We start from the raw sequence: 14,771 nt of genomic DNA, 5'->3' as shown, positions 1-14,771 counted from the left end.
TCACTGTCGAGGCAAAACTCATGCGTCTGCACACTCTCGTGGCGGCCGTCGGGGCCGCGTTGATCCTTTCCGGCTGCGTGACCAGCCGCGGCCTGGACCCGCAGGGCCAGCTGACCGATCCGGCCACCCTCCATGCCGACCGCAGCCTGGCCAAGGCGCAGGTCTCTCCGGCGAACTGGCCGGCGGCGGACTGGTGGACCGGGCTGGGCGACAGCCAGCTCGGCGCGCTCATCGAGGAAGCGCTGAAGGACAATCCCGACCTCGCCTCGGCCGATGCGCGCGTGCGCCAGGCCCAGGCGCAGAGCGGCGCGGCCGACGCCTCGCGTGATCCCACCTTCAACGTGGGCGGCGGCGTCGCCGGTGCGCATCTTCCGGGCACGTTGTTCCCCGCGCCGCTGGGCAACCATTTCAGCTGGACGAAGTACGGCTACGGCAACTTCAACTGGGACCTCGACCTGTGGGGCGGCAAGCGCGCCGCATGGGAAGCCGCGCTCGGCTCGCAGCGTGCGGCGGAGATCGACGCCCGCGCCGCGCGCATCGAGATCTCGACCAATGTCGCGCGTGCCTACGTGCAGCTTGGCTATGCGTTCACCCAGATGGACGTGGCCAAGGCCGAACTCGATCGCAGCGTCGCGTCGCGCGACCTCACCCGCCAGCGCGTCGCCGCCGGGGTCGACAACCAGATCCAGATCAAGCAGTCCGACACCGAGGTCGCCACGGCCGAGCGTGAAATGGCCGTGGCCCAACGTGCCATCGATTCGGCCCGGAGCACGTTGAGCGTGCTGCTCGGCAAGGGTCCGGACCGTGGACTCGACATCGGCCGCCCGGCGGTGCTCACGCCGTCGGCTGTCGCGGTACCGGCCAACCTGCCGGCGGATCTGCTCGGCCATCGCGCCGACCTCGTCGCCGCGCGTTGGCGCGTGGAAGCTGCCTCGAAGGACATCGCCGCGGCGAAGACGGAATTCCTGCCCAACGTCAGCCTGGGCATCCTCGCCGCGCAGGTGGCGGGTGGCTCGGAAAACCTGTTCGCATCGCGTGCCCGCTTCTGGCAGGTGCTGCCGGCCTTCAGCCTGCCGATCTTCGATGGTGGCCGTCTCCGCGCGAACCTGGCGGGGAAGGATGCGGAATACGACCTTGCCGTGGCCCAGTACAACAAGACGCTGGTCGGCGCATTGAACGAGGTCGCCGACGATCTCTCCGCGCTGGATTCGTTCGGTACGCAGATCGCCGCGCAACAGCGCGCCGAGGACGCGGCACGGCAGGCTTACGACCTCTCGCAGCAGCGCTACAAGGCGGGTGTCGGCAGCTACCTGGAATCGCTCATCGTGCGCCAGCAGTTGCTCCAGGCCCAGCAGCGCATGGCCGCGCTCCGCGCCCAGCAGGTCGATACCTCCGTCCAACTGATCCAGGCGCTCGGCGGCGGTTTCCGCCCCGAGGCGGACGACCAGCCCGTCGCCGCCGCCACGCCGGCCCATCACTAAGAACACGTCCCGAGGCACCTAACGATGTCACAAGAAACCACCGCCCCTGCCGGCGCCGTCGTGGCGCCGCCACCGAAGAGCCGTCGCGGCTTCTTCCTCAAGCTCCTTGTCGTGGTGCTCGTCCTGGCCGCCATCGGCTGGACCGTCTGGTATTTCGTGGACGGCCGCTGGTACGAGGACACCGACGACGCCTACGTCAACGGCAACGTCGTGCAGATCACGCCGCAGATCGCCGGTACCGTCACCTCGATCGGTGCCGACGACGGCGACCTGGTCCACCAGGGCGACGTGCTGGTGAAGCTCGATCCGAGCGACGCCGAAGTGGCCCTCGAAAGCGCGCGCGCCAACCTGGCCAACACCGTGCGCCGCGTGCGAGGCCTGTACAACAACGTGGCTTCGGCCCAGGCCGATGTGGCCGTGCGCCAGACCGCCGTGGCCCGTGCCCGTGCCGATTACGACCGCCGCCGCGACCTCGCCAAGTCCGGCGCGATCTCGGCCGAGGAACTGTCGCACGCCCTGGATACGCTGACCTCCGCCGAGGACAGCCTGTCGTCCGCCAAGCAGGCGTACAGCAGCAGCAAGGTCCTGGTCGACGATACCGTCGTCGCCTCGCATCCGGACGTGCGCGCCGCCGCGGCCCAGCTGCGCTCGGCGTACCTCGACGACGTGCGTGCCACCCTGGTCGCGCCGGTGGACGGCTACGTCGCCAAGCGCACCGTGCAGGTGGGCCAGCGTGTGCAGCCGGGCGCCGCCCTGATGGCCGTCGTGCCGCTGCATCAGGTATGGATCGACGCGAACTTCAAGGAAACCCAGCTGACCCACATGCGTATCGGCCAGCCGGTCGACGTGACCGCCGACGTCTACGGCAGCGACATCGTCTACAAGGCCAAGGTGCGCAGCCTCGGTGTCGGCAGCGGCAGCGCGTTCTCGATCCTGCCGGCGCAGAACGCCACCGGTAACTGGATCAAGATCGTGCAGCGCGTGCCGGTCCGCGTCGTTTTCACCGATCCGAAGCAGCTGGAAGAAAAGCCGCTGCGCCTCGGCCTGTCGACCAAGGTGACGGTGTCGCTGCACGACCAGAGCGGCCCGCTGCTGGCGAAGCAGGCGCCGACCGCGCCGGAATTCTCCACGCCGATCTACGACAAGCAGCTCGCCGATGCCGACAAGGACATCGCTCGCGTGATCCACGAGAACGCCTCGGCCGGCGAAGGCGAGCAACAGCAGGCCCCGAAGTAAGGGAGCGGCCATGAGCACCGAATTTCGACCGCCGAACCTGGCGCTGTCCACGGTCGGGCTATCGCTCGCGACCTTCATGCAGGTGCTCGACACCACGATCGCGAACGTCTCGCTGCCGACCATCGCCGGCAACCTGGGTGTCAGCTCCAACCAGAGCACCTGGGTGATCACCTCGTTCGCGGTGAGCAATGCGATCGCCCTGCCGTTGACCGGCTTCCTCACCCGGCGCTTCGGTGAAACGAAGCTGTTCGTCTGGGCGACGCTGCTGTTCTCGCTGGCGTCGTTCCTGTGCGGCATCGCGCAGAGCATGAGCATGCTCATCCTGTTTCGCGCCATCCAGGGCGCGGTGGCCGGCCCGATGTATCCGATCACGCAGAGCCTGCTGATCTCGATCTATCCACCGGCCAAACGCGGCATGGCACTGGCATTGTTGGCGATGGTCACCGTCGTCGCGCCCATCGCCGGTCCCATCCTCGGCGGCTGGATCACCGACAACTACACCTGGCCGTGGATCTTCTTCATCAACGTGCCGATCGGCATCTTCGCCAGCTTCGTCGTGGCCAACCAGATGAAGGGGCGACCGGAAGTCACCGAGAAGCCCAAGGTCGACTACGTGGGTCTCATCACGCTGATCATCGGCGTGGGCGCGCTGCAGGTGGTGCTCGACAAGGGCAACGACGAAGACTGGTTCTCCTCCACCTTCATCGTCGTCACCGCGATCGTCGCGGCGATCGGCCTGATCGTGTTCCTCATCTGGGAACTCACCGACAAGGACCCGATCGTCAACCTGAAGCTGTTCCGGCACCGTAACTTCGCGATGGGCACCTTGTGCCTCGTGCTGGCCTACGCGGCGTTCTTCGCCATCGGCCTGCTCGTGCCGCAGTGGTTGCAACGCAACGTCGGCTACACGTCCACCTGGGCGGGCTTCGCCGCGGCGCCGCTAGGCATCCTGCCGGTGATACTCACGCCCTTCGTGGGCCGCTATGCGCACAAGTTCGACCTGCGCGTCCTGGCCTCGGGCGCGTTCATCGTGATGGGAGCGACGTGCTTCATGCGCTCCGACTTCTTCCTGGACATCGACTTCTACAGCGTCGCGATGGTGCAGTTGATCCAGGGCCTCGGCGTGGCGCTGTTCTTCATGCCGGTGCTGAGCATCCTGCTCTCCGACCTGCAACCGCGCGAGATCGCGGCGGGCTCCGGCCTCGCCACCTTCCTGCGTACGTTGGGCGGCAGCTTCGCGGCATCGCTCACCACCTTCCTGTGGGATCACCGGGCGATCGTCCATCACGAAAGGCTGGCTGAAAACATCACGCCGTTCGATCCGACGGCGCAGCAGGCACTGACCCAGATCGGACACGGTGACCCGCAATACGCGGCGGCGGCGATGAACCAGATGATCACCCAGCAGGGCTACCAGATCTCGTTCAACGAGGTGTTCCACTTGCTGGGGTATGTCTTCGTCGCGTTGATCTTCGTGGTCTGGCTGGCCAAGCCGCCCTTCGCGGCGAAGGCGGGACCGGCGGCCTCGGGTCACTGAGGCCGTTCCCGGAGAACCACAAAAAAGCCGGCGTTTCGCAACGCCGGCTTTTTTGTGGGTGATGAACGCGGTCAGATATCGAAGCCGATACCCACCAGGGCCATCGTCTCGCCGCGGTTCGGCTCCTTGAAGCTGCCGTTGGAGATGTGGCGGATCTGGAAGCTCACGTTCTTGTACTGCCAGCCCAGCGTGCTGACGAACTGGTAAGCGCTGGAGAGTGCCTGGGTGCGGCCGCCGGCGGTGCCGGCCAGCTGGAAGCTGAAGAAGAACGGCTGGTACCAGTCACCGGCGCTGCCGTAGTGGAAGCGCGCGCCGGCGGCGCCGACCCAGACATTGTTCGTCACGCCCGGGCTCGCATCGCGGTATTCGCCGACGTGACGGCCGCTGATGTAGCCGAGCGATACATCCGGCGACCAGGTGAAGCGGCTCTGCCCCATCGCTCGGGGATCGAACACGGCTTCGACGAAGAAGGCATCGGTGCCGTGGCTGTCCATGTAGCTGCGGCCACCCTGGACTTCCAGGTGGGTTTGCGCGGCGGCGGGTACGGTCACGGCGGCGAGGGATAGGGCGGCGAGGACGCCGAGTGCGAGGCGGGACGAGCGCATGGGGGAACAGGTCCTTGTGGTGGGACGTTAATGAACCGGATCGTTCGGTAAATAGTGTCCAGTGGGCGTGAATAAAGGGGGGGAGGTCCAATTATTTGATTCGGAGGCTCAAGGGGGCTTGGTCGGAATCACCTTTGTGTATGCGTGCGGAGTTCAAGGAGGCCACCTTTCGGCCGTTAATTTGGACATTCGGGGCGGAAGGGGCGGCGGACGGTGGAGGGCGCAGCGGCAAAGGCGGCGATGACGAGGCGCGCCCGTCACGTCCGATTGGCGACCTGGGCCGTAGCCCTGGCGCTTTCGGTTGGCGTCGTGGCCATCGTTTCCCTGCTCCAGATCGACAGCTACCAGGTCATGCTGGGCAACGCGCGCCACCAGATCGTCGGTTCGAGCACCGGCACGGTGCGGATGCTGGACCAGTACATCGACGCGAGCCTGGGGCCGCTCCTCGCCCTGCGCAACGCGGTCGACAGTCCGGACTCCGGTCCGCTGCACGCGCGCCTGGCGGAAGTGCAGGCACGCCATCCGGAACTGCCGACCTTCGTCGCCCTCGATGCGGAAGGGGGCGTCATGGCATGCACCGACGTTCCGCTGATGAACTGGCGTGACAGTCTCGCGACGCCGCGACGGCTAGCCCTCGGCGCCAGCGTGCGGGTGGTGGTTGCCGATGGCGCGGGAGACGTACCTCCAACGGTGCGCGTGCTGGTGGACTCACGAGTGCCGCTGCCGGCCGCCTTCGGCACGCTGGTGGACGCGGCGCGCGTGCGCGATGGGATGCGCCATTCCCTGTTGGGCGCCACGGCGGCGATGAGCGTGTTCTCGCCGGAAGGCCGGCTTTTCGCCAGCAATCGTGACGACATCGTCACGCCGTGGGTATTGCCCGTACAGGCGGCAGGCACGTCAGGCGAATACACGCGAGATGGTCGCGTCCACGCGTGGATATCGTCGGCGCGTTATCCCTTCGTGGTGCTCGTGAGCCTCGACCTGGCGGGCATACATTCGGAGTGGCTCCGCCAGGCCAGGCCGTCGATGCTGGCCACGCTCGCCCTGGTTCTCCTGCTCAATGTGTTCGCCGCCCTGTTCGATCGGGCATACAGGCGCCAGAACCGGCTCCTGGTGGAGTTGTCACGCAGTACCCGCGACCTGGGCGACGCGCAGCGAAACCTTCGTAGCACCGAGACGCGCTTCGGCATGCTGTTCGAGCAAAGCCCTCTTCCCACGTGGGTGTTCGAGCCGGAAACCCTGCGTATCCTCGCGGTCAACCAGGCGGCGGCGCGCACCTATGGCTATACGCGCGAGGAAATGCTCGGTTTGACCATCGAGGCATTGCGCCCGCCCGACCAAATCGGAAGGTTGCGCGAGGCGATAGCCGACGGTACCGCCTTCGATGACGCCAGTCCGCAAACCTGGGTGCACCTGGCGCGGGATGGCCGCCTCATGCATATGCGCTGCCACGGCGCGGATATCGAATTCATGGGGCGTCGCGCCCGGCAGGTCATCGGCCTGGATTTCACCGACAAGGTGATGTCCGACCGCGAGCTCGCCGCGAGCGAGGGCGCCTACCGCCAACTGCTGGCGCGCATGCCGTTACCGCTCGTGATCGTGCGCGGAGGTGGCATCGCCTATGCCAACCTGCTTGCCGAGGAACGGCTGGGGAACGCCGGCTCGACCCTTGTCGGCCGTGACGCCGCGGACTTCATGGACGCGGATGCGCTCGAAGCGATCCGCGACGACATGCAGGAGGGCAGCAGCATCACAGCGTGGTTGAATCCGGAGCACGGTATCCCGTTCGAGGCCGAGCTGGCGCTATCCGGCGACCGTGACTCGCGCGAACGAGGCACGCTCGTGATCATGCGCGACCTGACCGAGCAGCGCAGCTACGAGGAACGGCTCAACTACCAGGCCAATCACGACGAGTTGACCGGGTTGCCGAACCGGCGCGCCTTGCGCGAACGCCTCGCCGGCATGGTGGCGACGTGCGTGGCGGAAGGCTCGGGCCTGATGGTGCTGTTCGTCGACCTCGATCATTTCAAGGTCATCAACGATGCGCTGGGCCATGCGCTCGGCGACCAGGTCCTGCGCGACGTGACATTGAAGCTGGGCGATGCCTTGGGCGGCACGGGCGAGATAGGTCGTTTCGGCGGCGATGAGTTCGTCGCCATGTTGCCTTTTACCTGCTCACCGGCGAAGGCGCTGGACATCCTGCCGCGCATCCAGCGTGCGATCGAGGAACCGCTGGAAGTCGCAGGAACGATGCAGCGCCTGAAATGCAGCATCGGCGTGGCGTTCGCCACGCGCGACGGCGCAGACGCGGATACGCTCATTCGCAATGCCGACACCGCCATGTACGACGCGAAACGCTCCGGCCGGCATACCTGGCGATGCTATTCGTCCGAGATGCACGCGAGGGCGATGGCCCGCCTCAACGTGCTCACACGGCTCTCGGGCGTGAACCTCGAGAACGAACTCGCACTGGCCTGGCAAACCCAGCACGACGGTGCGTCGGGACGGGTGACGGGCATCGAGGCCTTGCTGCGCTGGCCGTCGGCGCCTGGCGGCCTCGGTGGCAACGACCTGCTCGTTCCCCTGCTGGAGGAAACCGGCGCGATCATGCAGATCGGCCAATGGGTGTTGCGTGAAGCGTGCCGGCAGCAACGACGTGTGGCCTCGACCATCGGTCCGGACTGCCGCATCGCGGTGAATATCTCCGCGATGCAGCTGGTGCATACCGACCTTGTCGCCGAGGTGAGGCAGGCCTTGGCCGAGACCGGCGCCAGTGCGTCGCTGCTGGAACTGGAACTGACCGAGAGCGCATTCATGACGGAACCGGAGCGCGCGATCCGCACGTTGCACGAACTGCGCGCCATGGGCGTCAGCATCGCCCTGGACGATTTCGGCACCGGTTATTCCAACCTGACCTATCTTTCGCGCCTGCCGTTGGACAGGATCAAGATCGACCGGCATTTCACCGCGGCCTTGCTGCAGGATGACGTGGACGCCTCCATCTGCCGTTCCATCGTCTTCCTCGCGCGGAGCCTGAACCTCGAGGTCGTGGCCGAGGGCGTCGAGACGGACTGCCAGCGCCGCTGGCTGCTGGCCGAGGGCTGCGAAGTGATGCAAGGCTATTTCTTCTCGCGCCCGGTGGCCCTGGAAGCACTGGAGCCAGCTTGAGGCGGCTTGAAGGCAGCAAGGTGGGAGCCGACTTCGTCGGCGATCCCGCGGCAGCGGGCCCGCTTGAGGCAAGCACCCATCGCCGACAGGGTCGGCTCCCACCTTGAAAGCGGCTCGCACGATGCGGGCGTCGTTCACGCCGGGAGCCAATGCGTTCGCCGCACGGCGATTTATCCCATGCCGCGTGGCGCCTACATTGGAGGAAGGTGGCATCGCGCCACGTCTCCCCGGTGATCCTGATGTTCCGCGCTCCCGCCATCTTCGTCTCTCACGGTGCTCCCACCTTCGCCCTCGAACCCGGGTTGCTGGGCTCGCGTCTGACGGAACTGGGCGAGCGACTGGCCAGTGCCAGCGCGATCGTCGTGGTGTCGCCGCATTGGCAAACCTGCGGCATCCGCGTCACGGGGGCTCCGTGGCCGGAAACGATCCACGACTTCGGGGGCTTTCCCCCACCGCTGTACAGCCTCACCTATCCGTCGCCGGGCTTGCCCGCGCTCGCCGCCGAAACGGTGTCGCTGCTTATCGACAATGGGTTCGCCGCGATGATCGACGCCGAGCGCGGTTACGACCATGGGACGTGGGTGCCTTTGCGCTACCTGCGCCCCGACGCCGATACGCCGGTGATCCAGGTCTCGATGCCACACAACCTCGATGCCGCCGGCGCCCTCCGACTCGGCAAGGCGCTGGCGCCGTTGCGGGATCGCGGCGTCGCGGTGGTCGGCTCGGGCAGTCTCACCCATAACCTGCACGAGGTTCGTCGTGCGGGCGAATCGGCGGCCTATGCGAAGGAGTTCGCGGCGTGGAGCCGCGAGGCCGTGCTGTCGGGCCATGTCGACGCCCTGGTCGACTATCGCCGCCTCGCCCCGAGCGCCATCCGCGCCCATCCGACCGAAGAGCACTACTTGCCCTTGCTGGTGGCGGCGGGCGCCGCGCGGGGCGACACGCCGATGGCGATCGATGGCGGCATCACCTATGGCGTGCTCGCGATGGATTCCTACGCGTGGGGCGTCGCGTAGGAACGCTCCTCAGATCTGCGCCTGGCCACCGTCGACGAACAACTCCACGCCGGTGATATAGCTCGCCTCGTCCGAAGCGAGGAAGGACACCGCTTTCGCCACTTCGTCGGGGGTGCCGGTCCGGCCCAGTGGCGTGATGCCTTCCGCGTAGGCCGTGTACTCGGCGATCTGCTCGTCGCTCATGCCCAGTTCCGTCTTGTAGGCCGGGGTCACGATGACGCCCGGGGCCACCACGTTGACGCGGATGTCGCGGCCCTTGAGGTCGCTGGCCCAGGTCCGTGCGAACGAGCGCAGCGCGGCCTTCGTGGCGGCATAGACACCGAACGCCGCGGGGCCCTTGATCGACACCATGGACCCGTTCAGCACGATCGCCGACCCCGGCCCCATCAGTTCGATGCCCTTTTGCACGGTGAAGAGAGTGCCTTTCACGTTGATGCCGAAGTACTTGTCGAACTGGGCTTCGGTCACCTGGCCGAGCGCCGAGAACTCGCCACCGCCCGCGTTGGCGAACAGGATGTCGAGGCGTCCGCTTTGCCGGCGGATCGTGTCGAAGATACGGTCGAGGTCGGCGGCCCGGGCGATGTCGCCCTGGATCGCGGTGACGCCGATCCTCGCGGCGGCGGCGTCGAGTTCGCCTTGCCGACGGCCCGTGATGTAGACCGTGGCGCCTTCGCGTACGAAGCGCTCCGCAGTGGCCAGGCCGATACCGGAACTGCCGCCGGTGACGAGCACGATCTTGCCGGCATGGCGGGAGGTATGGACGTTGCTGGTGTCGAGGGTGTGCATGGAGGTTCTCCAGGGGCCACGGCGTGGCCGACGGGACTAATCTAGTTATTCGGCGCCTGTGGATAAATAATCGAACTGAGATTTCATTATTCACTCAAGGAAACAGTCATGGATCGTCTGCTCGCCATGCGGGTATTCGGGCGTCTCGTGGAGACCGGAGGATTCGGGCGCGCGGCCGACGCGTTGCGCATGCCCAAGTCCACGGTGACGAAGTTGATCCAGGGACTCGAGGCGGAGTTGGGCGTCCGTCTGCTCGAGCGCACCACGCGCCGGGTCACAGTGACCGCGGAAGGCGATGCCTACTATGAACGCACCCGTCATTGGCTCGCCGAACTCGACGACTTCGAAACCACGCTCGCAGGCGGCCGCAGCAACCCGGTAGGCAGCCTGCGGGTGGATACGGGCGGCTCGGTGGCGGCGGCGCTCATCCTGCCCAGGCTCGCGGAGTTCCGGGCGCGATATCCCGGCATTCGCGTGCAACTGGGGGTGACCGATCGGACGGTGGACCTGATCGGCGAGGGTATCGACTGCGCCATCCGTAGCACGGCCGACGACCCGAACCTGGTGACCCGGCAGATCGCCGAATTGCCGTGGATGTTGTGCGCCACGCCTGGTTACCTCTCACGCCGTGGAACGCCAGCCGTTCCAGCAGACATCGTGCGCGATGGCCATGAAGTGATCGGCTATTTCTCCGCGCGCAGTGGCCGCACCCAGCCGCTGAGGTTCCGCGAGGACGCGCGCGAAACCCTGATCGAGGTGAAGGCGGCCGTCGAGGTCAACGAGAGCAACGCCCACACGGCGGCGGTGATGGCCGGCCTGGGGCTGGCACAGACCCTGGCGTTCACGACGAACGAACACGTCGCTCGCGGCCGCCTGGTTAGCCTGCTGCCGGCATATCAACCCGCCCCGCTGCCGGTGTACCTGGTCTATCCGCCGGAGCGCAGGCACAACGCCCGGCTACGGACCTTCGTGGACTGGATCGCCGAGGCACTGCCGGCCCAGGCAGCGGGATTGTAGATATTTTACCCGGGGGTATTGACCTCATATTTAACCCGGGTAATATGTAGGCAACCTGAAATCGACAACCGCATCATGTCCACTTACACCGCTTTCCTCGACCACCGTCGCCTCGTGGCAGGTCCCCTCGCCGTCGTGGCCGAACGTTGCAAGATCGTGCTCGACGGCGATCCGGGCGCCACGCCCCTGGTTTACGACGACAGTACCGGCGGGCCCGTCGATATCGACTACCGTGGCACCGTCCACGATGTGCTTGCGCGTTTGCCAGGCTCCGATCCCGCAACGAAACGTGGGCCGGGCCGGCCGAAGCTGGGTGTCGTGGCCCGTGAGGTGACCCTGCTTCCGCGGCACTGGGAATGGTTGGCCAGCCAGCCCGGCGGAGCATCCGTCGCCTTGCGCCGTCTCGTCGAAGTGGCCAGCCGCGACGGTGCGCCGGCCGATCGTGTGCGGCAGGCGCGCGAAGCGGTGGACCGGGTGATGTCGGCGCTCGCCGGCAACCTGCCCGGGTATGAAGAAGCCTCGCGGGCCTTCCATCGTCACGAGACCGAGCGGTTCGAAGCTCTTACCCAGGAGTGGCCCGAAGACGTGCGCGACTATGTGCGTGTGCTCGCGGCACGCGCGGGCAGCGAAGGTTAGGGTGGGAGCCGCTTCAGCGGCGATGGGTGCTTGCCGCAACCTGGCCCGCTGCCGTGGGATCGCCGACAAGGTCGGCTCCCACCATGTCGCCGTAGCTTGGGCTCCCATCCCGTAGCTTGGGCTCCCCCCAGTTATCTAGCCTTGCGGATCTTCAACCAGCGCTTGTACCGGCGCTTCAGCTTGCGGCGGTACTTGCGCTCCTTGCGATCGTGGTTCCACAGGTAGATCGCGGGCGTGCTGAGCAAGGTGAGCAACTGCGAGACGAGCAGGCCGCCGACGATGGCGATGCCCAGCGGCCGGCGCATTTCCGAACCCACGCCGAAGCCGATCGCCAGCGGCAGGGCCGCGCCCATCGCCACCAGGGTGGTCATCGTGATCGGGCGGAAGCGCACCAGCGCCGCCTGGCGGATGGCTTCCACCGGTGACATGCCGTGCTCGCGTTGCGCGACCAGGGCGAAGTCGACCATGAGGATCGCGTTCTTCTTCACGATGCCGATCAGCAACAACACCGAGATGATCGCCATGAGGGTGAGCTGGGTCTGCGTGACCAGCATGGCGAGGAAGGCACCCGCGCCCGCGGCCGGCAAGGTGGAGATGATGGTCAGTGGGTGGCCCAGGCTCTCGTACAGGATGCCGAGGACGATGTAGACGGCGAGGATGGCGCCGATCAGCAGCACCATGCCGTTCGATTGGGCATCGCGCAGGCGCTGGTTCGCGCCAGTGAAATCCATGCGCACGCCTTCGGGCAGATTGATCGCGTGCACTGCCTGTTCGACCAGGGTGTTGCCCTTGTCGGCCGTGATCTTCGGTGCGAGGTTGTAGGTGATGTCCGCCGATTCCAGCTGGTTCTGATGGGTGACCGCGCTGGGCACCGCGACCGGCGCGATCTTCGCCACGGCCGACAACGGGATCATCGTGCCCACCCCGTTCTTCACGTAGGTGTTGAGCAAGGCATCCGGGCTCAGCGTCTGCGCGGCCGCAGCCGTCAACACCACCCAGTACTGATTGATGTCCGAATAAATGATGGAGACCTGGCGCTGCCCGAAGGCGTTGAACAGGGCCGAGTCGATCATGCCCATGCCCACCTGGAGGCGCGAGGCCGCGTCGCGGTCGACCTTCACCATCTGCTGCTTGCCGACGATGTCGAAGTCGCTGCCGACGTCGCGGAACTCCTTCATGTTGCGCATCTGGCGCACGAGCTTCAGTGCCCAGGGCTGCAGGTCTTCGCCGCTGGTGCTGATCAGCTGGAATGAATACTGGCCGCGATTGCTGTTGCCGCCGCCACCGCCGAGGAACTGCACGGGGTTCATGAAGACCTGGACATCGGAGAACTTCTCGTACTCCTTGCCCAGCCTGTCCATGATCTCCTTGATGGATTCCTTGCGTTGGCCCGGGCCGCTGCCCTTGGGTTTGAGGTCGACGAACATCAGGCCCTGGTTACCCACGGCGCCGCCGTTATCGCCACCGAGGATCGTGGTGACGTCCGCCACCGTGCTGTCGTTCTGCATCAACTCGCTGACGCGCTTCAGGCGGCGCGTCATCTCGTCCGGCGAGATGTTGGCGTCGGCGCTGATCTGCGCCTGCAGCATGCCGGTGTCTTCGTCGGGCATGAAGTTGCCGCCGGCCGTCTTCACCACGGCGATGGCCAGAACCACCGTCGCGGCGAGCAGGATCAACGGCTGCCAGCGCATCAGGCGGCGATGGCGCATCGCCCAGTCGAGCGCGCGCTGGTAGACCCCGAGGAAGCCCCGGTCGAAACGTTCCAGCGCCAGCTCCCAACGGCTAGCCTTGCGGTCGGGTGCATCATGCTTGAGGTAGTGCGCGCACAACGCCGGGGTCAGCGTCAGCGACACCACCGCCGAGATCAGCACGGCCGCGGCGAGTGTCACCGAGAACTCGCGGAGCAGCTTGGTGATCATGTTGTTGCCGAACAGCAGCGGCGCGAACACCGCCACCAGCGACAGCGTGATGGAGATCACCGTGAAGCCGATCTCGCGCACGCCTTCCAGCGCCGCGGCCATGGGCTTCGCACCGTTCTCCATGTGCCGGACGATGTTCTCGATGACCACGATGGCGTCATCGACGACGAAGCCGATACAAAGCACCAGCGCCATCAGCGACATCGTGTTCAGTGTATAGCCGAGCGTCCACATCACCACGAAAGCGCCGGCCAGCGACAGCGGCACGCTGAGCGTGGCGATCATCGTCGGTCCCAGGCGGCGCAGGAACACCAGCATCACCATGATGACCATCACGATACTGATCATCAGCGCGACCTTGACCTCGTGCAGCGCGGACTGCGTGGTCTGGGTCAGGTCGAAGATCGGCGTGACCTTCGCGTCCGCCGGCAACAGCGCCTGGAACCGTGGCAACGCCGCGCGGATGGCCTCCGCCGTGGCGATGGAGTTCGCCTCCGGGCGCTTGCTGATCTGCATGGTGACCGAGCGCTCGCCCTGGAACCACGCGGCCTGGTACTGGTCCTGCTGGCCACTGTGGACATTGGCGATGTCCGAGAGCCGTACCGGCACGCCGTCGCGCATGGCGATCAGGATGTTGGCGAAGTCCTTCGGGTCGCGCAGGCCGTCGTTCGCGATCACCGTCATCTGCGTTTCGCCGTCGGAGAGCACGCCCTGCGGCGAGTTCACGTTGGCGGCCTGCAAGGCGTTCGAGACGTCGTTCGCGGTCAGCTGCTTCGCCGCCAGGGCGTTCGTGTCCAGCTCGATGCGCACCGCATGGGGCGTGCCGCCGAACACCTGTACGCGCGAAACGCCGTCGATCTGCGCCACGGCGGGGCGGATCAGCGTATCGACCACGTCGTAGAGCTTGTCGGGCGGCATGGTCTTCGACGTCATCGCGACCAGCAGCACCGGGATCTGGCCGGTGTCGAACTTGAAGTACTGCGGTGGCGAGGGCATGCCGGCGGGGAGGTCGGCGGCCGCCGCGTTGATCGCGGCCTGCACGTCGCGGGCGGCGGCGTCGGTCGAGCGGTCCATGTTGAAGCGGACGCGGACGAAGCCGGAGTTCTCCGTGCTGTTGGAGTACATCTGGTCGACACCCGGGATCTGCCCCAGGTGGCGCTCCAGCGGCGCGATGACGGTCGACGCCATCGTCTGCGCGTTGGCGCCGGGCATCTGCGCCTGGATAAAGACCGCCGGTACCTCGATCGAAGGCAACGCGGCGACGCCCAGCAGCATGTATGCGATCGCGCCGGCGAGGGTCAGGCCCGCCGCGAGCAACGAGGTACCGATCGGCCGGCGAATGAATGGTGCAAAAAAGTTCACGACACTTC

General features: G+C 66.4%; 10 protein-coding genes. 7 read left to right on the top strand and 3 right to left on the bottom strand.

The window, feature by feature from the left end; genetic code table 11:
- Positions 1 to 20: 20 nt before the first annotated feature.
- Genes ACN9M2_RS18570 through ACN9M2_RS18560 form a run of 3 tightly spaced genes read left to right on the top strand, consistent with a single transcriptional unit; the run spans position 21 to position 4,254 of the window.
- Positions 21 to 1,481 (top strand): efflux transporter outer membrane subunit, encoded by a 1,461-nt coding sequence (locus tag ACN9M2_RS18570; protein WP_426286088.1) that lies wholly within the window; start codon positions 21 to 23, stop codon positions 1,479 to 1,481.
- A gap of 24 nt (positions 1,482 to 1,505) precedes the next feature.
- Entirely contained in the window at positions 1,506 to 2,717 is a 1,212-nt protein-coding gene (locus tag ACN9M2_RS18565) for an efflux RND transporter periplasmic adaptor subunit (protein ID WP_426286087.1), read from the top strand.
- A 10-nt stretch (positions 2,718 to 2,727) separates the two neighbouring features.
- On the top strand, positions 2,728 to 4,254 hold the full coding sequence (locus ACN9M2_RS18560) for a DHA2 family efflux MFS transporter permease subunit (protein WP_426286086.1): 1,527 nt from the start codon (positions 2,728 to 2,730) through the stop codon (positions 4,252 to 4,254).
- 71 nt (positions 4,255 to 4,325) lie between these two features.
- On the opposite strand, the gene ACN9M2_RS18555 is transcribed toward ACN9M2_RS18560, so the two are convergent.
- Positions 4,326 to 4,859 (bottom strand): acyloxyacyl hydrolase, encoded by a 534-nt coding sequence (locus tag ACN9M2_RS18555; RefSeq protein ID WP_426286085.1) that lies wholly within the window; start codon positions 4,857 to 4,859, stop codon positions 4,326 to 4,328.
- A 309-nt stretch (positions 4,860 to 5,168) separates the two neighbouring features.
- Between ACN9M2_RS18555 and ACN9M2_RS18550 the strand changes: the two genes are divergently transcribed.
- The gene (locus ACN9M2_RS18550; protein ID WP_426286084.1) at positions 5,169 to 8,027 is read left to right on the top strand and encodes a putative bifunctional diguanylate cyclase/phosphodiesterase; all 2,859 of its coding nucleotides are present in this window, start codon (positions 5,169 to 5,171) and stop codon (positions 8,025 to 8,027) included.
- Positions 8,028 to 8,266: 239 nt separating this feature from the next.
- On the top strand, positions 8,267 to 9,043 hold the full coding sequence (locus tag ACN9M2_RS18545) for a DODA-type extradiol aromatic ring-opening family dioxygenase (RefSeq protein ID WP_426287956.1): 777 nt from the start codon (positions 8,267 to 8,269) through the stop codon (positions 9,041 to 9,043).
- Positions 9,044 to 9,052: 9 nt separating this feature from the next.
- On the opposite strand, the gene ACN9M2_RS18540 is transcribed toward ACN9M2_RS18545, so the two are convergent.
- Positions 9,053 to 9,829, bottom strand: coding sequence for an SDR family oxidoreductase (locus ACN9M2_RS18540; RefSeq protein ID WP_426286083.1), 777 nt, complete (start codon positions 9,827 to 9,829; stop codon positions 9,053 to 9,055).
- A 108-nt stretch (positions 9,830 to 9,937) separates the two neighbouring features.
- On the opposite strand from ACN9M2_RS18540, the gene ACN9M2_RS18535 reads away from it, so the two are divergent.
- Positions 9,938 to 10,846, top strand: coding sequence for a LysR family transcriptional regulator (locus ACN9M2_RS18535; RefSeq protein WP_426286082.1), 909 nt, complete (start codon positions 9,938 to 9,940; stop codon positions 10,844 to 10,846).
- 75 nt (positions 10,847 to 10,921) lie between these two features.
- Positions 10,922 to 11,482 (top strand): DUF2239 family protein, encoded by a 561-nt coding sequence (locus tag ACN9M2_RS18530; protein WP_426286081.1) that lies wholly within the window; start codon positions 10,922 to 10,924, stop codon positions 11,480 to 11,482.
- A 131-nt stretch (positions 11,483 to 11,613) separates the two neighbouring features.
- Here ACN9M2_RS18530 and ACN9M2_RS18525 read toward each other — a convergent pair whose 3' ends face one another.
- Positions 11,614 to 14,763, bottom strand: coding sequence for an efflux RND transporter permease subunit (locus ACN9M2_RS18525; protein ID WP_426286080.1), 3,150 nt, complete (start codon positions 14,761 to 14,763; stop codon positions 11,614 to 11,616).
- Positions 14,764 to 14,771 lie beyond the last annotated feature (8 nt).

Origin of the sequence: Luteibacter sp. E-22, from assembly GCF_049913125.1 — a bacterium.
Lineage (GTDB): Bacteria > Pseudomonadota > Gammaproteobacteria > Xanthomonadales > Rhodanobacteraceae > Luteibacter.
Note: the sequence above shows the minus strand (reverse complement) of the source record. Positions and strands in the feature narration are given on the sequence as shown.